Raw genomic sequence first — 21,704 nt, forward strand, 5'->3', positions numbered from 1 at the left:
CGTGCCCTCCGACGATTACCGGGCCATCTGCGGCTGGCTCGACGACCCGGACCCGGCGAGCGGGGTGCGGCTCGCCGGCGACGACGGCGGCTGGACCAGGCGGGGCTACCCCGAGCTCGCCGCCGACGTGCGCACCGTCGCCGCCCTGCTCGCCGCCGCCGGGCTGCGCGCGGGCGACGGGGTGTGCGTGGTGCTGCCGACCGAGATGCGCTGCATCGCCGCCATGTTCGCGGTCTGGTCGTGCGGCGCGACGGTGACGATGGTGGCGCCGCCGGTGTTCGGCGCGGGCGGGGAGTACGGCGAGCAGCTGCGCGCGCAGTTCACCCGGGCCGCCCCGCGGCTGGTCGTCACCACCGGACAGCTGCGCGGGCCGATCGGCGCGGCCATGGCCGACACCGGGGTGGCCGGCACCCCGGTGACCCTGCCGGAGGACGCCGCGGGCGGTGGCGCATTCGCGGCGAGCGCCCCGGAGAACCCGGCGGAGGACGGCGCGGCCACGGCGAGCCTGCCGGGGACCGCGGTGGAATCCGCCGCGGCCGCCGGGCCCGCCCGCGGGCGGGGGAGTACCGATCGCGCGCTGGTGCAGTTCACCTCCGGCTCGTCGGGCGCGCCCAAGGGGGTGCCGATCAGCTGGCGCAACCTCGCCGCGAACGTCGCCCACATCACCGGCTCGATCGGCTGGCGCCCCGGCGACGCCACCGTCTCCTGGCTCCCGCTCTACCACGACATGGGGCTGGTCGGCGCGGTCATAGCGACCATCGCCGGCCAGGGCGAGCTGTTCCTGATACGCCCCGATCAGTTCATCCGCGAGCCACTGCGCTGGGTGCGGGCGATGGCGGAGGCCCAGCACGCGGTGGCGCCGTCGTTCGGGCTCGGGTACACCGCGCGCCGGGTCCGGCCCGAGGACCTCGTCGGCCTGGACCTGTCCGGCCTGCGCTCGCTGATCACCGGCGCCGAACCGGTCGACGTCGAGCACGTCAGCGCCTTCACCGCGCTGCTGGCCCCGGCCGGCTACGACCCCGCCGCCCTGCGCCCCGCCTACGGCCTGGCCGAATGCACGCTCATGGCCACCATCACCCGCTCGGGCGAGACCCCGGTCGCGGTGCGGATCGACAGCGCCGCGACCCGGTTCGGCGCGCCGGTCGCCGTCGTCGCCGAGACCCCGTACCGGGGGCAGCCACTGCCGGGGGGCGGCTGGCTGGTCGGGCTCGGCGGTCAGGGCGCCGCGGTCGCGGTGCGCATCGCCGGCACCGACGGCGCCGCGCTCGCGCCGGGCACGCTCGGTGAGGTGGTGCTCAGCGGCGCCTCGGTCGCCGCCGGCTACCACGGCGAACAGGATTCGGCCGCCGGCACCCGCTTCACCGGCGGCGAGCTGTGGACCGGCGACGCGGGCTTCCTGCGCGGCGGCCGGCTCTACGTGCTCGGCCGGATGGGCTCCAGCCTCAAGGTGCGGGGCCGCTCGGTCTTCATGGAGGACCTCGACGCCAGGATCGCCCGCGAGACCGGGCTGCCCAAGCACACCTTCGCCGCGGTCGCCATGCCGGACGCGGGCGCAGGTCAGGGCGTCGTGCTCTTCGCCGAGCATGCTCCCGGTGACTGGACGGACGCCGCCCGCAAGGCGCTGCGCGCCGAACTCGGCCCTGCTCATGACTGCGTCGTCGTCACCGGCGAGCGCGGGCTGATCCGGCGCACTTCCAGCGGCAAGCCGCGGCGCAGGCTCATGTGGGAGCTGTACCGGGACAACGGGACCGGCACGGTCGAGACCGACGACGCACCGGTGTTCGCCGAGCGGCGCGCGTCGCTGTCCCGGCTCGGCGACGCCGAGCTGACCCGGCTGCTGGAGCAGGCGCTCGCGGCGGTCGAGGTGCCCGCGGCGGCGACGGTGCTGCTGGAGGGATCGATCGCAGAGGGGTTCGGCAACGAGGGCTCCGATATCGACTTCCTCGCGGTCTCGCCCGGCGCGGCGGCGACGCCGGTGATGCCGTCGGTGCTGTTCCTCGGCGGGCGCCGGGTCGAGGTGCGCACCCGGTCGGAGGGCGAGCTGCGGGCGCAGCTCGACCTCGTCCGCAAGGCCGCGCTGGACGAGGACGTCACCGGCGCCGCACTGCTCGACCTGGACCAGGAGCTGCTCAACCGCTGCCAGCGGTTCGCCAGGGCGGCGGTGGTGCGCCCCGGGGCGGCCGATATCGCCAGGCTGCGGCAGGCGCTGCCCCTCCCGGAGCTGAGCCGGGTGCTGGTCCGCTGGTGGTCGGCGCGCGCGACCCAATCGCTGCGCCAGGCGGTGGCCATGGCCGCGCTGCGCGACCACGGCACCGCCGCGGCCTGGGCGGCGGACGGGCTGCTCCAGGCGGTCAAGGGGTACCTCGCCGAGCGCGGCGAGACCTACCTGGAGAGCAAGTGGCTCGGGCCGCAGCTCGACCGGCTCGGCGCGGACACGCTCGCCGGCCGCTACTTCGAGCAGCTCCGCTCGCTGCGCATTCGCACCGCGCCGGAGCCCGTCCCCGCGCTCGCGTCCGAGCCCGCGCCCGCGGCTGCGCTCGAGCCCGCGCCCGCCCTCGCGCCGGAGCCCGCGCTCGCCCCCGCCGGGGTGCTCGCGCCGGCGCTGGCGCTCGCCGCGGAGCTGGGGGTCGCGGTCGCCGACGACCCGGCGCAGGTGGTGCTCACCCGCGTCGACACCGTGACGACCTGGCCCATCGACGGCCGCATCCACGTGGTGCGCGGCCGCTCCGACGTCCTGGTCCTCTCCGACCGCGCCGCTAGAGCCTGGCGCGGCGTGGTCTTCGGCCGCTCCGTCGCCGAGGTGCTCGCGCGCGGGCCGGAGCCGCTGCACGCCGAACTCGCCGAGTTCGTCCGCCTCGGACTGGTCGGCCTGCGCTGGGGCCGCGGCGCCGCGATCCGGCCCGCGGTGGCGATGGTGAAACCGCTCGGCCCGTCCACCCTCGCCCCGTGCCCGGTCAGCCCGGTGCTCGGCATCGGCGGCGGCACCAGGGCCGAGGGGCAGCCGGTGACGCTGAGCCCGCTGCCTGCCACCCGCTTCACCGAGTGCGCCTCGGCGCTGGTCTGGTCCAACGTGATCGTGGAGAACGCCCGCGAGGACCTGGTCGGTGCGCTCGGCCAGGGGCAGCCCCGGGTGGCCGAGGCCGCCGCGGACCGGCTGCTCAAGGGCGCGGTGCGGCTGCTGCTGTGCACGCTCGGCATCAGCCCGCTGCCCCCGGACGTGGCGCCGGTCGCCACGCTCGAGCGGCTCGTGCCCGCCGCGCTGCCCGGCCGCGACCGGCTGCTGGCCCGGGTGGACGCCGCGGCCAGGGTCGGCTTCGCCGGGCCGGACGCGGCACCGCCGAACGCCGGGCTCGCCGTCCTCGACGACCTCGTGGACACCGTCCGCGCCGGCGCCGACCTGGCCTTCCCCGCCTCCTTCGATTCGCACGAGCAGTGGCGCGCGACCCTGCGGATCACCTACGACTGGCTGCGGCTCGCGGCCTACCTGGACACCGAGCTGCCGATCGACGAGGTCCAGGACCTGCTCGCCTCCGGCGGCGCCCAGCCGCACCAGCGCGGCACCGACCCGAACGGAGAACTCGACCGATGACCGACGACGCCATCGCGGAACCCGTCCGCACCCTCATCGCCCGCATGGCCCCCGACACCCCGCAGCGGGTCGGCGACGACGAACGCCTGATCGAGGATCTCGGCTTCGACTCCATCCGGCTGATGGAGCTCACCGTCGCCCTGGAGCGCGTCTTCGCCCTGCCCAGGCAGAACCCCGAGGACCTGGCCGACATCCTGCGGGTCGGCGACGTCGTCGGGCTGGTCCGCGGCGCCACCGCGGGGGAGCGCCGATGACCGCCGTGCTGCTCACCGGCGCCGGCGGGCTGGTCGGCGCCGAGGTGGCCGCCCGGCTGCACCGGCGCGGACGGCACGTCGTCGCGCTCACCCACCGCACCCCCGACATCGTGGACTGCGCCGGGAACCGGCTGCCCGCGACCGCGTTCGCCGACGACCCGGAGGCACCGGTCACCGCCGTGCGCGGCGACGTGCGCGCACCGGGTTTCGGCCTGGACGCCCGCACCCTCGCCGACCGGGTCGGGGCCATCGTGCACAGCGCCGCCACCACCGATTTCGCCGCGTCGCAGCGCGATTACGACGAACTCAACGTCGCGGGCACCGCGCACGCCTGCGCGCTCGCCCTGCAGCTGGACGTCCCGCTGGTGTACGTGAGCACCGCCTACGTCTGCGGCCGCCGCGAGGGCGTGATCGCCGAGGACGACCTCGATGACGCGCACGGCTTCGGCAACGGCTACGAGCGCAGCAAGTTCGACGCCGAGACCCACGTGCGCACCACCGAGGGGCTGCGCTGGTCGATCGTGCGCCCCGGCATCGTCACCGGCTACACCGGCAGCGGCGCCATCCGCGACTACAAGAACCTCTACACCGTGGTGAAGCTGATCGTGGAGGGCAAGTTGCGCACGCTGCCCGGCCGCTACGACGCCACGCTCTCGCTGGCCCCGGTCGATTTCGTCGCCGAGACCGTGGTCGCCGCGGTCACGGACTTCGCCGAGCGGCGGACCTGCCACGCGGTCGGCGCCGACCCGCTGTCGCTGCGCGGCATGTCGGAGGTGCTGGCCGAGTACCCCTCGTTCGAGGTGGCGCGGTTCGTGCCCGCCTCGGCCTTCGCGCTCGCCGATCTCGGCGACCTCGAGCGCGAGTACTACCTGCGGATCGGCGCCCAGTACACCGGCTACTTCGGCGCCCGCCGCAGCTTCGACACCGCGAACACCGCCGCGCTGCTCGGCACCGCGGTACCGGACACCGGCCCCGCCTACCTGCGCACCCTGCTCGACTTCTGCACCGAGAGCGGCTATCTCGGCGCGCCGCTGGCCTCCGTCGAGGAGGTGGTGCGGTGCTCGAGCTGAGCGAGGTGAGCAAGTCCTACACCGTCGGCGGCCGGGAGGTGCGCGCGCTCGACCGGGTCAGCCTGCGCTTCGGCGCGGGCACCTTCACCGCGGTCGTCGGGCCGTCCGGCTCCGGCAAGAGCACGCTGCTGCACCTGCTCGGCACGCTGGACGCCCCGGACAGCGGCCGGGTGATCTTCCGCGGCGAGCCGGTGGACCGGCTCGGCGAACAGCGGCAGGCGGCGTTCCGCCGCCACACCATCGGCTTCGTCTTCCAGTTCTTCAACCTGCTCCCCACGCTGAGCGCCTGGGAGAACGTCGCGCTGCCGTCGCTGCTCGACGGCGGCACCCTGCGCGGCGCCCGCAGCCGCGCCCACGACCTGCTCGGCACCGTCGGGCTGGCCGACCGCGCCGAGCACCGCCCCGCCCAGCTCTCCGGCGGTCAGATGCAGCGGGTCGCGGTGGCGCGCGCGCTCATGCTCGACCCGCCGATCGTGTTGGCCGACGAACCGAGCGGCAACCTCGACACCCGCGCGGGTGAGGAGCTCATGGCGCTGCTGGCCCGGCTCGCGCGCGACGGCGAGCGGCAGCGCGCGGTCGTCATGGTCACCCACGACCAGCAGGCCGCCGCGGGTACCGACCGCGTGGTCACGCTGCGGGACGGCCGGGTCGCCGACGACATCGTGCGCGAGGCGCCGTGAGGTCGGCGCTGAACCGCTGGTGGGTCTTCGGGATCAGGGAGTGGTCCGCGCACCGCGCCCGCGCGCTCACCTCCGGCGCGGTGGTCGCGGTCTCGACCGCGCTGCTGGTGACGGTGCTCTCGATCATCGGCTCGATCGACCGCTCCCTGGACGACTTCGCACACGGCACCACCGGCGATGCCGCGCTGGAGGTCTCGGCATTCTCCGGCGCCGGCATCCCGGCGGCGCTGCGCACCGAGGTCGCCGCGGTCCCCGGCGTCGCGGCGGCGGTCCCGCTGGTGCAGACCCCGGTCACCACCGCGCGCGGCACCGCCCTGCTGATCGGCACCGACGCCACCGCGGCCGCGCTGCACAGCCCGCTCCAGGACCACCTGCGCGCCCTGCCCACCACCCCGGACGGAGTCCTGGCGGGCCCGAACACCGGCTTCGCGGCGGGGGAGCGCCTCGCCCTGCAGGACACCGGGGTGACCGTGGCCGCCGTGCTCGACGGCCTCGAGCGCTTCGACGGCGGCCGCTTCCTGCTCGCACCGCTCCCGCTGGCCCAGCGCGCCGCGGGCCGCGGCGACCGCATCGATTCCGTCCTGATCGTGGCCGCGCCCGGCACCGACCCCGCCGCACTGCGCCGCGATGTCACCGCCGCCGTGGCGGGCCGGGCCGGGGTGGGCGAGCCCGCGGCGCACCGCGCCGCGGCGAGCAACGGCGTGCAGCTCATCCGCTTCGTCTCGGTCTCCGCCGCCGGAATGTCGTTCCTGGTCGCCGCCTTCCTCATCTACACCGCGATGGGGCTGGCGATCGCCGGGCGGCGGCAGCGGATCGCCATGCTGCGCGCGCTCGGCGCGACCCGCCGGAGCATCGTCGCCGACCTGCTGGCCGAGACCGCCGTCGCCGCGCTGCTCGGCGCGCTCGCCGGCGCCGCGCTCGGGCTGCTGCTCGGCCGCACCGCGGTCGGGCAGCTCCCGGACATATTTTTGCAATCCGTTTCCGCCCGGATCGAGTTCGCGGTGCCGTGGTGGACGATCCCGCTCGCCGTGCTCGCGGCGGTCGCGGTCTGCGTGGCCGCGGCGGCACTGGCCGCGCGGCAGGTCTACCGGGTGTCGCCGGTGGAGGCGCTCGCCCCGGTCGGGGTCTCCCCGGCCGACCGCATCCGGCCCGCCGCGCGGATCGGCGCGGCCGTGCTCGCCGCGGTGCTGGCCGTCGCGGCGGTGCTGGTCGCGACCGGTCAGCCCGGCATTCTCGCCAATGGGGGCATCTCGACCATGTTCGCCGCCGAGATCGCGGCGGGCTTCGCGGCCGGCGCGGTGCTGGTGCGCGCGGCGGCCGCGGTCGCGAGCCGCTGCGGCGGCGCGGGCGCGCTCGCCGCCGAGACCATCCGCCGCTCGCCGAAGCGCTCCTGGGCGACGCTGCTGACGGTCGCCGTCGCGGTCGCGGCCAGCTTCGCGATCAGCGCGGGCAACAGCAACGCGGTGACCTCGACCGAAGAGTCCTTCGAGGTGCTGCGCGGCGCCGACATCTGGGTCTCGACCACCCCCGCCGGAACCTTCCCCACCGGACCCCGGCTCCCCGCGGACACCGCCGACCGGCTGCGCGCACTGCCCCCGATCGCCACGGTCGTCGCCGACCAGGCCACCTACGTCGAGCTGGGCGAGCAGCGCGCCCTCGCCTACGGCGTCGCGCCGGGCTCGGCGAATGCCCTGCTGGACGCCGCGGGCCCCGAGGTAGCGCGCCGCGTCCTGGACGGCGAGGGCGCCGTCGTCTCCCGCGACCTCGCCGACGCGCTCTCGCTCGAGGTGGGCGACACCCTCACGGTCCCGAGCCCCACCGGCGCCCACGCGGTCCCGGTCCTCGCCGAGGTCGCCTTCTTCTCTGCCCTCAACGGCGCACTCGCACTGGGCCTTCCGCTCGTCCAGCGGTGGTTCGGCGATACCGGCACCGCCGCACTGCAACTCGGGCTCCAGCCCGGCGCCGACCCCGGCGCGGCGCTCGACCGGGTCCGGAGCGCGGTCCCGCCGGACGTCCACGTCTACAGCGGCGACGCGGCGGTGAACGGCTTCGCCGCCGCGCTCGACCAGGCCACCAGCCTGAATCACCTCATCTGGATCATCGTCACGATCATCGCCGCGGTCGCGCTGCTGAACACGCTGCTGCTCTCGGTGCTCGAACGGCGCCGCGAGATCGGGGTGCTGCGCGCCATCGGCGCCGCCCGCCGGTTCACCGTCGCCACGGTGCTCGCCGAGGCGGCCGGGCTGGCCGTGACCGGCGGGGTGCTCGGGCTGGTGTTCGGCTCGGCGCAGCAGGTCGTCGCCGACCTCGCCTCCGCCCGCGCGTGGAACGTCGACGTCGCCTTCGCGCCGGTCCCCGGCGCCTACGCGCTGGCGCTCGGCGCGCTCCTGCTCTGCCTGCTCGGCGCGCTGCCCGCCGCGTGGCGCGTCTCCACCGTCAACATCATCGAAGCGATGAGGGTCGAATGAATCAGCGAATTGCCCTGCCCGAGCTGCGCGACGGCGCCCTTGTCACCGACGGCGATGCCGCGTGGGCGGGCGGGAAGGCGGTGGGGCTGGCCCGGCTGTCCCGCACCGGCGCGCGGGTGCCGTCCTGGGTGGTGCTCGGCACCGAGGGTTTCACCGAGCACCTGACCCGCGGCGAGCTCCCCGAGCTGCACCGGCGTTCGCTCGACGGTGACGCCGAGGCGGCGGAACGGCTGCGCGCCGAGATCTGCCGCACCCCGATGGATCCCGCGCTCGTGACCGTCATCGCGCACGCCCTGAGCGGGCGCGGCCGCGTCGCGGTGCGCAGCTCGGCCGTCGGGGAGGACGGCGCCGACCGCTCCTACGCGGGCATCTACGAGTCCTACCTCTACCTGACCGGCACCGACCAGGTCGTCGACGCCGTCCGCCGCTGCTGGGCCTCCGCCTTCAGCCCTCGCGCGCTGCACTACGGCGCCGCCGCCGCACTCGCGGTGATCATCCAGGACATGGTGGACGGCGAGGTCTCCGGCGTCCTCTTCACCACCGACCCGGTCACCGGCGCCACCGACCGGGCGGTCCTCAGCGCCTGCTGGGGCATCGGCGAGGGCGTGGTGAGCGGGGCCTGCGCCACCGACGAGTTCACCGTCGGCCACGACGGCACCGAGCTGTCGGTGACCGTCGCCGACAAGGACCTCGAGTTCGGCCGGGCCGACGGCGGCGGCGCCGAACAGCGTGTGGTCGCCGAGCAGCGCCGCCGGGTCCGCTGCCTCACCCCGGAGCAGACGGCCGCGCTCGTGCGCGCGGGCGTGGCGATCGCGGCGGTGCTCGGCGGCCCCCAGGACATCGAGTGGACCATCCGCGACGGCGAAGCCGTCTTCCTGCAGACCCGGCCCATCACCGCCGTGGCCGCGGCGCTCGGCAGCTGGCGCACGGTGTGGGACAACAGCAATATCCAGGAGAGCTTCAACGGCGTCACCACCCCGCTCACCTTCTCCTGGGCGGCCAAGGTCTACGAGGTGATCTTCCGCGAGACCCTGCACCTCATCGGCGTCGGCGACCGCACCATCGCCGCCAACGACAAGGTGCTGCGCAATATGGTCGGGCTGGTCTCCGGGCGGGTCTACTACAACATCAACAACTGGTACCGGGTGCTGCGGCTGGCCCCGTTCTTCGACCGCAACAAGGACGATGTCGAGCGCATGATCGGCGTCGAGCACCCGGTCGACTTCATCGAGGGCATCCACGCCGGTCCGGCGGAGCGGCTCGCCGCGATCCCGCGGCTGGCCCCGGTCTTCGTGGTGCTCGGCTGGCGCATGCTGAACCGGGGCAGGCTGGTCGAGCGGTTCCAGCGCGAGGTCGGCGCCGAGGTCGAGCGGATCCGCCGCGACCTCGATACCGCCGCCGAGCTGGACCAGCTGCTCGACCTGGCCGAGCGCGGCCTGAAGCTCTTCGACCGCTGGGCCGTGCAGATCCTCAACGACCTCTACCTGAGCAACCAGGCGGGCCGGGCCAGGCGCATCCTGGCCGGCGGCGGCGCACCCGGCTCGGAGGAGACGGTGGCCGGGCTGCTCGCCTCCGAGGAGGCGGTGGAGTCGCTGCAGCCGACGCTCATCCTCATGCGCCTCGCCGCCGACATCCGCCGCGCCCCGGAGCTGCGCACCGCGCTCGCCACCGGCGACCCCCGCACCGGCCTGGACGCCGTGCGCGCCGCCGCCCCCGCGGTCGCCGCCGCACTCGACGACTACCTCGACCGCTACGGCGACCGCTGCATGGGCGAGCAGAAGCTGGAGACCGTCTCGCTGCGCCAGGACCCGTCGTTCATCGGCACCATCCTGCGCAACTACGTCCGCGACGACACCATCGACGCCGCCGCCTTCGACCGCGACCACCGCGCCCGCCGCGCCGCCTTCGAGCGCGAGATCCTGGCCGCGCTCCCGCGCCGCCGCCGCGACCGCCTGGCCCCCGTACTGCGCCGGGCCCGCACGGCGGTGCGCGACCGGGAACGCATGCGGCTCACCCGCACCCGCATCGTCGGGGTCGGCCGCTCGGTGTACCTGCGGGTCGGCGAGGTGCTCGCCGCCGCGGGCCGCCTCGACGAGCCGCGCCACGTCTTCTACCTGACCATGGAGGAGATCCAGGCCTTCGCCGAGGGCCGCTCCATGACCACCGACCTCGCCGCGCTCGCCCGCACCCGCATCGCCGAGTTCGCCCGCTACGAGCACACCGAGCCACCGAACCAGTTCGAGACCACCGGCCCCTCCGACATCGTCGCCCCCGCCGCGCCCGCCGCGCAGCCCGCCGGTGACGGCCGGGCCCTGCGCGGCACCGGCTGCTGGCCCGGCATCGTGCAGGGCCCGATCCGGGTGGTCCGCAGCCCCGACGACGACCTGGACGTGCGCGGCACCATCATGGCCGCGCTGCGCACCGACCCCGGGTGGGGGCCGCTCTTCCCGAGCGTGCGCGGGCTGCTCATCGAGCGCGGCAGCATGCTCTCGCACTCCGCGGTGCTCGCCCGGGAACTCGGGATCCCGGCCGTGGTCGGGGTGCCCGGGCTCATGGCGACCATCCGGGACGGCGAGACCGTCCGGCTGGACGGCGGCTCCGGACTGGTGGAGCGGCTCGATGAACTCGGCTGAGCCGGTGCTGATCTGCGTGTCCGGGGCCGACGCCTCCGGCAAGAGCACCCAGGTCGACGCCCTCACCGCGGCCCTCACCGCCGACGGCACCGATACCGTCGCCGCCGGGATCTGGGACGCGCTCGCCGACCCGGTGCTCGCGCGGCACCTGCCCTTCCGCGACCGCGCGGCCGTTCTGGCCTACCTGCGCGTGCTCGGCCCGGCGGCGCGCGCGCACTTCCTCTTCCACGCCGTGCACACCGGACTGGACCTGGCGCTGGCCCGCACGCCGCGCATCGTGCTGCTGAACGCCTACTGGTACAAGTACTTCGCCACCGAGGTGGCGCACGGCGGTGACCCGGTCGCCCTGCGCGCCGCGGTCACCGGATTCCCGGCGCCCGCGCTCACCTTCCACCTGCGGGTCACCCCGGAGACCGCGCTGGCCCGGCGCGGCGAGCGCAGCGACTACGAGAGCGGCTACGGCGATGCCGCGCGGTTCCTCGAATTCCAGCGCCGCAGCCACCGGGAGCTGGACCGGCTCGGCGCCGAGCTGGGCTGGGTCGAGCTCGACGCCACCGCCGACCCGGCCGCGCTGACCGCGACCATGCTCGCCGCCATCGAGGCGGTGCGGCGGTGACCGTCCGGGTGGCGGTGGTCGGGATCGACGGCTCCGGCAAATCCTCGCTCATCGCCCGGGTGCGGGCCGCCCGCCTGCTCACCCTCAGCTGCCCCGACCTGCACCACAATGGCGACGGGCCGCTGCACGAGGTGTCGCGCGGGCTCGCGGCCGTCGGGGAGGCGGCGGATTCCCTGGGCAGCCCGGTGGTGAAGGCCGCGACGCTGTACCTGCGGATGACCCTCTACGGGCCGGTCGAGGACTTCCTGCTGCGCACCTACCGCCCCGACGTGCTGGTGTGCGAACGCCATCCGATCATCGAGACCCTGGTCTACGCCCCGCTCTACACCCGCCTGGCCCGCCGCGCGGCCCCCGACGTCCCCGCCGTCCTCGCCCTGGCCGAGCGGCGGCACCCCGGCGCGACGGCCGCGCTGCACCGCTGGCAGGCGCTCGAACAGGACCGGGTCGGTATCGGCGGCGACCTCACGACGGTGCTCGACGCGATCGCCGCCATCCTCGGCACCGGCACCGCGGCGGCCATCACCCGCCTCGCCGAGACCTACCGCACCACCCTGCCCGACCGGGTGCTGTGGCTGGACACCCCGCCCGCCGAGGCCGCGCGACGGCTCGCGCTGCGCGGCGGGCACCGGGAGACCCACGAAACCGCCGCCCACCTGGAGACCCTGCGCACCGGCTACCTCGCCCTCGGCCCCGAACTCGAGAAGCACTGCCCCGAAGTGCAGTTCGTCCGCGTCCCGGACGCGGACGAGATCGTGCACAGCTTCGTCGCATGACCTGGGACCCGGTGCGCGCCGAACTCGCCCTCGAGGACCAGCTCACCCGCCCCGGCCCCGGCCGCGACCACCTCGCCCGGCTCCTCGACCCGCTCGCCGCGCACCCCGAGCTGCTCGACACCGTGATCGAGTACGTCCGGCAGGAGCACGGGCGGCAGGCATCGGGTGTTGCCCTCGGCGTGCACCCGAACACGGTGAGCAACCGGCTCGCCAAAGCCGGTGAGCTCCTCGGGCTCGACCTCACCCGGCTCGAGTCGCTCTGGCAGCTGCGGGCCGCCGTGATCGTGCGGCGTGAACACCTGCGCCGGGCCTGCGGTGCCCCGCCCGGTTTGTCGGGTGAGCACCCGGGTAGGCCGATTCGCGAAGGCACGGTGCCGACTGCGTGGGCGACGAGCGCCCACCCCGCGGAGGAGAACGGACCCATGACGCGACCGCACGACTCGGACAACGGTGCAAGCTCTCCGGACTCCGAGAAGGCCAGGGAAGACGACATTGTCGAGGGTGGATCCGAGGCGTCCGGCAATCTGGCGGGCCCCGGCCCCCACGGCGACCGAGACGAGGACCCGGATACGTGAACCGGCTGCGCTACCCGAGCGAGGCACCCTGCCGAAGGAGATGACATGGGCGGCGCGGTCGAACCGCTTCGTATCGAGTTCCCCGCCAGCCCCGACCAGCTCCCCGGAGTGCGCCGGCGGCTGCGCCGGTGGCTGGACGGGATGATGCCTGATCCGCAGCGCGCCTACGACCTGCTGCTCGCCGCCGGAGAGGCCTGCGCCAATGCGATCGAGCACGGCCATGCCGGTGATCGGCAACCCATCCGGCTCGAGGCGATCGTGGCCCGCGGGGTGATCTCGATCGGCATCTCCGATCACGGCCACTGGGTCACCCGCCCGGCGGCGCCGGACTCCGAGCGGGGCCGCGTCGAATCGCTGCGCGGTCGCGGCCTGCACATGATCAGGGCGCTGGTGGACGAGAGCCGCGTCACCGTACTGGACTCGGGGACCACGGTCACCCTGAGCATGCCGCTGGATTCCGGCGCCGCGAGCTGATCGGCGCGTATCGTCCGCGCCATGAGTACGGCCACTGCCATCACGAGCCTGATCGCGCGCTACGGGGAGCTGATCGACGCGGGCGACTTCGCCGGCGTCGGCGCGCTGTTCGCCCACGGTGCGTTCATCAGCGGTGGACACTCGATCCGGGGGAGCGAGGGCGTCGAAGAGATGCTGCGGCGCACCGTCATTCGCTACGACGACGGGACGCCACGCACCCACCACGTGACGACCGATGTCGTCGTGGAGTTCGACGAGCAGGCGAACACCGCGACCGCCCGCTCCGCCATCACGGTGTTCCAGGCACTGCCCGATTTCGCGCTGCAGCCGGTCGCGGCGGGGCGCTACCGCGACCGATTCGAGCGCCACGACGGCGCCTGGCGGTTCGCGGAACGCCGCGTCGACATCCGCTTCACGGGCGACCTGAGCCGCCACCTCCGCGGGGCCGGTCGGTCCGCGCTCGACCGGTGACCGCGGGCGTGCCGCCGATCCAGGTCGCCGTCTGCGGGCCGCGCGAATGCACCGATGTCGAGGCGGACAATGCCCGGCGGATCGGCGAGCTGCTCGCCGCCGCCGGGGTGACCGTGCTGTGCGGTGGCGGGGGAGGGGTCATGGCCGCTGTCGCCGCGGGCGCCTCCGGCGCCGGCGGTCTGGTGATCGGGGTGCGGCCCGATACCGATCCCGCCGGTAGCTGCGCCGGACTGTCGGCTGTGCTCTACACCGGGCTGGGTGAGGCGCGGAATGCCGTCCTGGTGCGCTCCGCCGACGCCGTCATCGTCGTCGGCGGGTCGTGGGGGACGCTGTCCGAGGTCGCGCTCGCGAACCATCGCGGGGATATCCCCGTGGTCAGCATCAGGGGGTGGGATGTCCGCGATGCCGATGGCAATTCCCTCGTTCCCGCGATCACGGCGGCTACGCCGGAGGAGGCGGTCGCCGCCGCGTTGCAACTCTGACTGCAAGCATTGTGACATTGCGATGTGCGCATCTATCATGTTTGCGCTCGTTGGACAGATACGCTGCGAAGGCTTCGGCTGAGGAAGGGGACGAGCAGGTCGAGCAGCGCGGCCGGTTGCTCCAAGGGGATCAGGTGGCCGCACTCGGGCACGATGTGCGCTTCGAGATCGTCGGCGACGCCGGCGAGCTGACGGCCCAGAGCCGGGCCGACGACATTCCCGCCGAGCGCGAGCGTCGGCACGGTGAGCCGGGTGCTCGCGGTCGCCCGCGCGATCAGCTCCGCGTTCCCGTGTGCGGCCCGGTAGTAGCCGAACCCGCGCGCCAGCGCCTCCCGCCCGGTGTACGCGCGGACGAAGTCGGCGTGGATCTCCGGATCGATCCCGCGCCGCTCGAAGGTGTGCTCGGTGAGGAAGTAGGAGAGGTAGGCATCCTCGCCGCCGGGCAGCACGGCCTCGGCCAGCCCGGGGACACCGTGGAACCCGAACCACCACGGCGGTTCGGCCAGGAACTCCTCCGCCCCGGGCAGCGGCACCAGCAGCGACTCCATGAGCACCAGCGCCGCCACCCGCTCCGGCGCGGTGAGCGCGAAGACGAACGCGGGCGGAACCGCCAGGTCGATCGCCACCACGGCGGCCGGCTCCGCCCGCGCGGCGTCGAGGATCGCGCCGAGATCCGCCGCGATGGCGTCCGCGCCGTAACCGCCGTAGGGGGCGGTGCTTTCACCGAGCCCGGGCAGATCCGGAGCGAGCACCGTGTGGTGCTTCGCGAGCTCGGGCACCACGTGATCCCACAGCCGCCGGGTGTGCGGCCACCCGTGCAGCAGCAGCACCGGCGCCCCCGCCCCCGACACCTGAACCCGCAGCTCGGCGCCGCGCGAGCGGACTGTGCGAATCGAAACCATCCTGCACACCTCCAGTAACCAGGTAACCTTTGGTTACTGTCCCCCGCCGGGGACACCGGCACAAGAAGGCACTTTCCGGAAAGCAGGTGACCTCGAGGTGACCACCCACCGCGGCGACCTCTTCGACCCGCGCTGCCCGACCAGGCAGATCCTGGACCGGCTCGGCACCAAGTGGACCTCCATGGCCATCACGGTCCTCACCGCGGCCGAGCCGGAGCCGGTGCGCTTCGCCGAGCTGCGCCGCCGCATGCCCGGCGTCTCGGCGAAGATGCTCTCCGCCACGCTCCGGGAGCTGGCGGCCGACGGCCTGGTCGGCCGGTCCGTGGCAGGCACGGTGCCGCCGCAGGTCTCCTACCGGCTCACCCCGCTCGGCCGCTCCCTGGCCGAGCCGCTGGCGATCCTGCGCGAGTGGGCCGAGGCGCACGCCGCGGAGATCGACGACCACCGGGCCCGCGGCGGCGACAGCGCGGCGCGGGCCCGGCTCGATCACCGATCGGGCAGCAGCTCGACGTAGCCGTCGGTGCCGTGCACCCGGATGCGCTGCCCGTCCCGGACGAGCGCGGTGGCGTGCTCGACGCCGACCACGGCGGGCAGCCCGTACTCGCGGGCGATGACGGCGCCGTGCGTCATGACCCCGCCCGCCTCGGTCACCAGTCCGGCGATGGCGACGAAGAGCGGGGTCCAGCTCGGATCGGTGTAGGCGGTGACCAGGATGTCGCCGGGCTCGAGGTCGGCGTGCGCGATATCGGTGACGACGCGGGCGCGGCCCTCGACGGTCCCGGCGGAGACCGGGGTGCCGGGTAGCGCGCCCGCGGGCAGGTCGGTGCGGCGGTAAGCGCCGGTGAGCACCTCGCCGTCGGAGGTGAGGACCCGCGGCGGGGTGAGCGCCTCGTGCGCGCGGAAGGCGGTCCGGCGCGCGGTGATCAGCTCCGCGTCGGCGCGGTGGGTGGCGGCGACCTCGTGGAGTTCGTCGAAGCGCAGGTAGTCGATGTCGTCCGGGGCTCGCAGTACCCCGGCGGCCACCAGGCGGTCCGCCTCGCGCAGCAGCGCCCGCTTGTAGACGAAGTAGCGGCACACCATGCCGTACTTCGGGTACTCGCGGTAGCCGGAGAAGGTGCGGACCCGGTCGATCATCCGCTCGGTCTCGGCGGCCTTCGCGGCGCCGTCCGGGAGCGCCCGCACCTCCCGCAGGATCCGCTCCTTCGCCTCTTCGGCATCGCGCAGCCCCTCGGCGAACTGCCGCGGGCCCGCCCCGGCCTCGAACCCGGCGACATTGCCGAGGACGACGGGCAGCAGGGTCGCGGGGCACTCGCTCCAGCGCGGCCGGGTGATGTCGATCTCGCCCGCGCAGCGCATGCCGTAGCGGTCCAGGAAGTCCTGGATGGCGGCGCGCGCCTGCTCGCCGCCGGGGTAGCCGGCGAGCCGGTCGAGGAAGTCCGCGGGCGCGGTGTGCTCGATTCGCCGCAGGTAGGCGACGACCTGCGGGTGCGGGCGGATGGCGTCGGCGACGTCGAGCAGCGCGAGCCCCATCTCCGAGGTGATGTTGCCGGGGACCGAGCGGGTGAGCGCGTCGGCGGCGTTCTTCTCGCCCAGCCAGTCCAGGAGCCGGTTGTTGAGCCACTCGGAGGCCTGCATGGCGGCGGTGATGAGCTCGAGGCCGCGCGGGTCGAACAGGACCCGGCGCAGCTCCTGGATATCGGCGCGGATGAAGTCGAGCAGCGCGGCGCCGGTGTGGTTCTCGATCTCGCGCTTCAGCACCGCCAGGGAGGCCTCGCTCCCTGCGATGAGCTCGCCGACGGTCGCGGGGTCGAGTTCGGCGGGTGCGGGCACGGTGCCGGGTATCGGACGGTCGGGTTCGGGCGCGTCGGTGCCGAAGCCGCCGCGCTCGACCAGGGTGCGCAGGGCGTCGCCGAGCAGCGGGTCGGAGGTGCCGAGCGCGGTCACCAGCGCGGCGCGGGAGCCGGGGGCGGCGAGCACCGGGGTGACGTCGACGAAGAGCCGCCCGCCCGCGTCCCGCATGGGCGCGCCGCTGGTGAGCTGCCAGAGCGAGATCCCGAGCGGTTTCATGGCGTCGGTCATCATCTGCTGGTGGCCCACCGAGACGTAGACGCGGGTGCCGCCGTCCGGCGCCTCGGGGATGGGGAAGAGCGTGGTGATCGGCCTGCTCTGCACGATCAGGGGGCCGTCGTCGCCGAGGCACCACTCGATGTCCTGCGGGCTGCCGAAGTGCGCTTCGATCCGACGGCCGAGCCGTGCGAGCTCGAGCACCTCGGCGTCGGTCAGTACGGGGTCGTCGCGGTGCTCGGGCGCGATCTCGCGCACCCGGGTTCCCCCGGCGGGGTCCGCCTCCATCGCGACTTTCTTGGTGGCGATGGCCCGCTCGACGACGGCGCCGCCGCGCACCCGGACATTGTCGGCGTTCACCAGCCCGGAGACCAGCGCCTCGCCGAGCCCGAAGGCGGCGTCGATCGAGGTCACCGTGCGATCCGAGCTCACCGGATCGGCGGTGACCAGCACCCCGGCGGCGCGCGGGAAGACCATGGCCTGCACCACCACCGCCATCCGGATCCCGCTGTGCCCGAACCCGTTGCGCTGCCGGTAGGCGACGGCCCGCTCGGTGAACAGCGACCCCCAGCAGCGGCGCACGTGCGCCAGGATCTCCGGCGCGCCGGAGATGTTCAGGTAGCTGTCCTGCTGCCCGGCGAAGGAGGCCGTCGGCAGATCCTCCGCCGTGGCGCTGGAGCGCACCGCGTAGGCGCCGTCCGCGCCGAGCCGGGCGTGCGCGGCGACGATCTCCGCCGCCACCGCGCCGGGGATCTCCACCTCCTCGACGGCCTGTCGCACCCGCGCGCTGAGCACCCGGGTGGCTTCCCGGTCTCCGGGTTCGAGCCGGGACAGCTCCTCGAACAGCCCCTCCCGCTCCGGCGCGCTTGCCACCGCCTCGGCGTAGGCCGCCGTCGTCACGCAGAACCCGTCCGGCACCCGCACGCCGTCGACGCGCGACAGCTCACCGAGGTTCGCGCCCTTGCCGCCGACGACCGCGACCTGGGTCCGGTCGATCTCCGCGAAGCCGAGCACATAGCCCATCCGCCACTCCTCACCTGGGGTTTTCGTACGACGGGAGCGAGTATGGACCACAAATCGGCGGCTCATGAGGGGCCGGAATCGGGTATACAGTGAAAGGGGGAGGGGGAATCAGACGGTGATCGGCTGCCAGTGCGGAGTGCGCCCGGTCGTGGCCAGAATGCGGTCCAGCGCCGGCGCGGAGTCCGGGATCGGTACGGCGGGCCCGTAGGCGCCCATCTCCCTGCCCTGTTCGGCGGTCGCGGTCACCTGGTCGAGCAGGAAGCCGAGCAGGTCGTCGTCCCAGCCGACGTCGATGCCGAGCGCGCGGCCCAGATCCCAGCCGTGCACGACCAGTTCACCGACCACCATGCCGCCGAGCAGCGGTGCGGGCAGGGTGGCCCCGGCGAACTCGGCCGTCCCCTCCCAGGCTCGCGGCTCGCTCCACGCGGCCACGATGTCGTCGATGCCCGCGCGCAAGGATCGGGGGGTTCCGGCCGGCGGCTGCTTACGGCCCGCGGCGGCGAGCCCCGGCGCCCAGTGCAGCAGGTGCTCCACCAGCGCGGCCACGTCGAACTCGGTGCACGGGGTGGGCCGGGTCAGGTCCGCGGGGGTGATCGCGGCGGCGATCCGCCGCAGCGGCGCCGCCGCCGCTTCCATCGTCTCCGAAGTGCTCATGGCGGCCAGCCAACCAGGCCGGGGAGCCGCTGTCTTGAACGAACGCGACACCTACACTCGCGCCATGAGGGATGCCCGTGAGCTGGGCGGGGCCTGGCGGCGGTTCCAGCGGCACGAGACCGCCGCGCCATCGCCCGACCTGGCCGGGTACATCGAGCACTACTGGACCGTGTACTGGGACTACGCCGAGCCCTACCGGCAGCTCATCACGGCGCTGCCGCGGGTGCACCTCACCATCAGCAGCCAGGCCGGGGCGACGGTGCGCGGGGTGACCCGCGGGCACCGGCACCAGACGCTGACCGGGACCGGCCGGGTGTTCGGCGTGGCCTTCCGGCCCGGCGCGTTCCGCCCGGTGCTCGGCGCGCCGGTCTCCGGGCTCACCGACCGCGTCACGACCGCCGCCGCGATCTTCGGCGTCGAGCCGCCGGAGTGTCCGGAGGTGGCGTCGATCGAGGAGTTCCTGCGCCCCCGGCTGCCCGAACCGGACGCGGCGAGCCGGGCGGCGATCGAGGCGGTCGCGCTGATCGCCGCCCGCCCCGGCCTCACCCGGGTCGACCGGCTCGCCGGCGAACTCGGCTCCCCGATGCGCGCGCTGCAGCGGCTCTTCGCCGAGCACGTCGGGGCGAGCCCCAAGTGGGTGCTGCGCCGGTACCGGGTGCACGAGGTCGCCCGGCGGCTGGAACAGGGCGGCGAGATCGACTGGGCGCTGCTCGCCGCCGACCTCGGCTACGCCGACCAGGCGCACTTCGTCCGCGACTGCACCCGCATGCTCGGCGAGCCCCCGACCCGCTTCGCCGCGCGCTATTGAGACCGTCCGGAACGTTCCCCGGTGGCCCGTTTTACCCGATATGCTCGGTGGGCGAACGACTTCCGCCGCGGGCCGTCGATGCCGACGGGTCGCGCGGCGAGCGGGAAATCCGAATGCTCGACGGGGGAGGGCTCGAATCATGAACATTCGACGACTGGGCGCGGGAATCGCGGCATCGCTGGGGATCGGGGTGCTCGGCGGGGCGACCGCCGTTCCGGCGCAGGCGGATCCGCTTCCGCAGTGGGCGCCGATCGGCACCACGCTCTACACCTTCGGTGACGCGAACTTCTGTGCCGGAGCGATTTCCGTGGATCTGGAGGCGGCGCCGAAGAAGCCCGGGTTCGTGCGGGCGCGGGTGACGCCGCAGGGGTACCTGAGCGGGCCGTGCGGCAATCGGGTGATGATCGGCTGGGTCGGGTCGGCGGGCTTCCGGCACCAGGATGTGTACGTGCGCACCGGGGCGGGGCGCGGCAAGCCCGTGACCGTCGACCTGTGGGTGGGGATGGGCCCGGCCAAGATCATGTCGAGCAGCTGGCCGATCCAGGGCCCGTTCGCCGAGTGGTACCTCTACGTCCCGTAGCACCCTGGGATGTCAGGACAGGTCGGAGAAGCGGACGCCCGCCGCCGCCGCGGTCACGTGCAGCCCGTCGGCGGCGGGGCGGATGGCGGTGATCCGGGCGCCGAGCGGCAGGTCCTGCAGCGGAATGGTGAAGGCCAGGCTGCGGCTGAGCACCGAGAGCGGCACCGCGGGGCCGCCGACCGCGGCCTGCACCGAGACCGGGGTGAGCTCGATGCCCTCGTCGGTGGGCGCCATGGCGAAGACGATGGTGGCGGGCACCGGGAAGGGGAGCCCCTCCACCGGGAAGGTGCCGGTGACGCGGAGCCCCTCCGGGCTGTCGGAGAGCTCGCGGACGCCGTCGTCGGCGTAGCGGCGGACGGTGTCGTAGGGGAGCACCGCCTCGGCGGTGGCCCCGGCCGCGACCAGGGTGGAGGTATTGCCCGCGATCAGGTCGGCGAGCGGGGCGGTGACGTCGGTGAGGGTGAGCCGCAGGTCGCGCACGGTGACGTCCTGATCGCTCCACTCGCCGGCCCGGATGTCGATGGTCTCGTAGCGGCCGCCGGCGGCCTGGGTGAGGAACGGGAAGCCCCCGATATCGACGGCGGGATCCCGATCGAGCGCGTACTCGGCCGCGATCCGGCGCCCGATCTCGTTCTGCGCCACCACCACCGCGATCCGGTCGCCCGCGATCAGCGCGATCGCCGCGACCACGATCAGTATCACCAGCGCGCGCATGCGCTCACCTGCTCGGCCATCGCACCATCATCGCGGCTGCGGGCGGGCGAGGCGAACCATTGCCCGCTATCGGGTGCGGATCAGGGCGCGTCCAGCACGCCGGCGGGCACGCCGTAGGGCAGGAACCGCACCCGGCGGCGGTCGTCGGTGTTGTCGCGGTGCGCGCGCAGCGCCTCCAGCTCGCTGGGGAAGACCTGGTCGACCCGGGCGGTGCCGTCCTCGTCCACGGTGTAGATCACCCAGACGCCGCTCCCGGTCGCGCCGGTGGTCTCGCCCTCGGGCTGCGGCGGGGTGCGCGGCTTCTCCGGGTGCGGCGCGAACTGGCCGAGCAGCGCCGCGAGTGAGCCGATGCTCGCGCCGTCGACCCGCTCCAGGTACCCGCCCGCCTTGCCGATCAGGTCGCGCAGCTCGATTCCCGCCTCGCGCAGCGCGCGCTCGACGTCTTCCGGGTCGAGGCCGAAGGGGCCGTTGGTTGCCATCGCATGTGCTCCTGGGGACGAGACGATTCACTCCGTCCCCCGAGTGTCCCCGCGAAATCCCGATCCCGCCACGTCGGTCTCGGGCACGGTGCGGGTGACGTACTCGTCCTCACGGAAGACGAACCGGTCGATGCGGGGCTGGTTGCCGATCACCTCGGCCGCGGCGGCGGGGTCGACCAGCGGGCCGACGAAGGCGTAGTAGGTCCACTCGCGCCCGCTGCCGTCCCGGCGCGGGGCGCGGCCGTGGCGCAGCTCCCGCACCCGCCGCCACAGCCCGGTCCCCGCGGGATCGGCCACCACATCCCCGGGACCGACCTCGGTCACCGCCACCGATTCGGTCCGCATGTGCTGATTCTGGCAGCCGCGCCGCGCGCCGTCGCGCCGGAAACGGCTGC

At 74.4% G+C, this 21,704-nt stretch carries 21 protein-coding genes; 15 read left to right on the forward strand and 6 right to left on the reverse strand.

Translation table 11 applies throughout. The features are described from left to right. Position 1 precedes the first annotated feature (1 nt). Genes AB0H71_RS03300 through AB0H71_RS03355 form a run of 12 tightly spaced genes read left to right on the forward strand, consistent with a single transcriptional unit; the run spans position 2 to position 14,085 of the window. The gene (locus AB0H71_RS03300) at positions 2 to 3,589 is read left to right on the forward strand and encodes a DUF6001 family protein (RefSeq protein WP_357014387.1); all 3,588 of its coding nucleotides are present in this window, start codon (positions 2 to 4) and stop codon (positions 3,587 to 3,589) included. Then, on the forward strand, positions 3,586 to 3,843 hold the full coding sequence (locus AB0H71_RS03305; protein WP_357014389.1) for an acyl carrier protein: 258 nt from the start codon (positions 3,586 to 3,588) through the stop codon (positions 3,841 to 3,843). Before AB0H71_RS03300 ends, AB0H71_RS03305 begins: the two co-directional genes overlap by 4 nt. Then, the gene (locus AB0H71_RS03310) at positions 3,840 to 4,913 is read left to right on the forward strand and encodes an SDR family oxidoreductase (RefSeq protein WP_357014391.1); all 1,074 of its coding nucleotides are present in this window, start codon (positions 3,840 to 3,842) and stop codon (positions 4,911 to 4,913) included. The genes AB0H71_RS03305 and AB0H71_RS03310 overlap by 4 nt, the downstream gene beginning before the upstream one ends. After that, positions 4,901 to 5,593 (forward strand): ABC transporter ATP-binding protein, encoded by a 693-nt coding sequence (locus tag AB0H71_RS03315; protein ID WP_357014392.1) that lies wholly within the window; start codon positions 4,901 to 4,903, stop codon positions 5,591 to 5,593. The genes AB0H71_RS03310 and AB0H71_RS03315 overlap by 13 nt, the downstream gene beginning before the upstream one ends. Continuing rightward, positions 5,590 to 8,061: an ABC transporter permease gene (locus AB0H71_RS03320; RefSeq protein ID WP_357014394.1), complete on the forward strand. Its 2,472-nt coding sequence runs from the start codon at positions 5,590 to 5,592 to the stop codon at positions 8,059 to 8,061. Before AB0H71_RS03315 ends, AB0H71_RS03320 begins: the two co-directional genes overlap by 4 nt. Beyond that, a complete protein-coding gene (locus AB0H71_RS03325; RefSeq protein WP_357014396.1) occupies positions 8,058 to 10,694 on the forward strand; it encodes a phosphoenolpyruvate synthase in 2,637 nt (878 codons plus the stop codon). The genes AB0H71_RS03320 and AB0H71_RS03325 overlap by 4 nt, the downstream gene beginning before the upstream one ends. Continuing rightward, a complete protein-coding gene (locus AB0H71_RS03330; RefSeq protein ID WP_357014397.1) occupies positions 10,681 to 11,310 on the forward strand; it encodes a hypothetical protein in 630 nt (209 codons plus the stop codon). The genes AB0H71_RS03325 and AB0H71_RS03330 overlap by 14 nt, the downstream gene beginning before the upstream one ends. Further along, positions 11,307 to 12,083, forward strand: coding sequence for a hypothetical protein (locus tag AB0H71_RS03335; protein WP_357014399.1), 777 nt, complete (start codon positions 11,307 to 11,309; stop codon positions 12,081 to 12,083). Before AB0H71_RS03330 ends, AB0H71_RS03335 begins: the two co-directional genes overlap by 4 nt. Beyond that, on the forward strand, positions 12,080 to 12,658 hold the full coding sequence (locus tag AB0H71_RS03340; RefSeq protein WP_357014401.1) for a helix-turn-helix domain-containing protein: 579 nt from the start codon (positions 12,080 to 12,082) through the stop codon (positions 12,656 to 12,658). The genes AB0H71_RS03335 and AB0H71_RS03340 overlap by 4 nt, the downstream gene beginning before the upstream one ends. 45 nt (positions 12,659 to 12,703) lie before the next feature. Beyond that, a complete protein-coding gene (locus AB0H71_RS03345) occupies positions 12,704 to 13,132 on the forward strand; it encodes an ATP-binding protein (RefSeq protein ID WP_357014403.1) in 429 nt (142 codons plus the stop codon). Between the two features lie 21 nt (positions 13,133 to 13,153). Next, entirely contained in the window at positions 13,154 to 13,603 is a 450-nt protein-coding gene (locus AB0H71_RS03350) for a nuclear transport factor 2 family protein (protein ID WP_357014405.1), read from the forward strand. Beyond that, positions 13,600 to 14,085 carry a dethiobiotin synthetase gene (locus AB0H71_RS03355; RefSeq protein WP_357014407.1) on the forward strand — a complete coding sequence of 162 codons (486 nt, stop codon included), beginning with the start codon at positions 13,600 to 13,602 and terminating at the stop codon, positions 14,083 to 14,085. The genes AB0H71_RS03350 and AB0H71_RS03355 overlap by 4 nt, the downstream gene beginning before the upstream one ends. Positions 14,086 to 14,120: 35 nt before the next feature. Here AB0H71_RS03355 and AB0H71_RS03360 read toward each other — a convergent pair whose 3' ends face one another. After that, positions 14,121 to 14,987: an alpha/beta hydrolase gene (locus AB0H71_RS03360; protein ID WP_357014408.1), complete on the reverse strand. Its 867-nt coding sequence runs from the start codon at positions 14,985 to 14,987 to the stop codon at positions 14,121 to 14,123. Positions 14,988 to 15,084: 97 nt separating this feature from the next. Here AB0H71_RS03360 and AB0H71_RS03365 point away from each other — a divergent pair, with 97 nt between their 5' ends. Next, complete coding sequence (locus AB0H71_RS03365) at positions 15,085 to 15,501, forward strand: helix-turn-helix domain-containing protein (protein ID WP_357014410.1); 417 nt, start codon at positions 15,085 to 15,087, stop codon at positions 15,499 to 15,501. On the opposite strand, the gene rph is transcribed toward AB0H71_RS03365, so the two are convergent. Together rph and AB0H71_RS03375 are read right to left on the reverse strand one after the other, a co-directional pair. Beyond that, the gene (rph, locus tag AB0H71_RS03370) at positions 15,474 to 18,074 is read right to left on the reverse strand and encodes a rifamycin-inactivating phosphotransferase (RefSeq protein ID WP_357014412.1); all 2,601 of its coding nucleotides are present in this window, start codon (positions 18,072 to 18,074) and stop codon (positions 15,474 to 15,476) included. The two genes, AB0H71_RS03365 and rph, sit on opposite strands and share 28 nt — an antisense overlap. 108 nt (positions 18,075 to 18,182) lie before the next feature. Then, the gene (locus AB0H71_RS03375) at positions 18,183 to 18,728 is read right to left on the reverse strand and encodes a TIGR03086 family metal-binding protein (RefSeq protein ID WP_357014414.1); all 546 of its coding nucleotides are present in this window, start codon (positions 18,726 to 18,728) and stop codon (positions 18,183 to 18,185) included. A 64-nt stretch (positions 18,729 to 18,792) separates the two neighbouring features. Here AB0H71_RS03375 and AB0H71_RS03380 point away from each other — a divergent pair, with 64 nt between their 5' ends. Next, positions 18,793 to 19,536: a helix-turn-helix domain-containing protein gene (locus AB0H71_RS03380; RefSeq protein WP_357014416.1), complete on the forward strand. Its 744-nt coding sequence runs from the start codon at positions 18,793 to 18,795 to the stop codon at positions 19,534 to 19,536. 139 nt (positions 19,537 to 19,675) lie between these two features. Beyond that, positions 19,676 to 20,116 (forward strand): hypothetical protein, encoded by a 441-nt coding sequence (locus AB0H71_RS03385; RefSeq protein WP_357014418.1) that lies wholly within the window; start codon positions 19,676 to 19,678, stop codon positions 20,114 to 20,116. A gap of 12 nt (positions 20,117 to 20,128) precedes the next feature. On the opposite strand, the gene AB0H71_RS03390 is transcribed toward AB0H71_RS03385, so the two are convergent. The 3 genes from AB0H71_RS03390 to AB0H71_RS03400 form a co-directional block, all read right to left on the reverse strand. Further along, positions 20,129 to 20,830, reverse strand: a complete 702-nt coding sequence (locus tag AB0H71_RS03390; protein WP_357014421.1) for a DUF2993 domain-containing protein — start codon at positions 20,828 to 20,830, stop codon at positions 20,129 to 20,131. A gap of 80 nt (positions 20,831 to 20,910) precedes the next feature. Next, positions 20,911 to 21,309 (reverse strand): hypothetical protein, encoded by a 399-nt coding sequence (locus AB0H71_RS03395; protein WP_357014423.1) that lies wholly within the window; start codon positions 21,307 to 21,309, stop codon positions 20,911 to 20,913. Between the two features lie 27 nt (positions 21,310 to 21,336). Next, positions 21,337 to 21,654, reverse strand: a complete 318-nt coding sequence (locus AB0H71_RS03400) for a hypothetical protein (RefSeq protein ID WP_357014424.1) — start codon at positions 21,652 to 21,654, stop codon at positions 21,337 to 21,339. Positions 21,655 to 21,704: the final 50 nt, after the last annotated feature.

It is taken from the genome of Nocardia sp. NPDC050697 (assembly GCF_040654395.1).
GTDB lineage: Bacteria > Actinomycetota > Actinomycetes > Mycobacteriales > Mycobacteriaceae > Nocardia.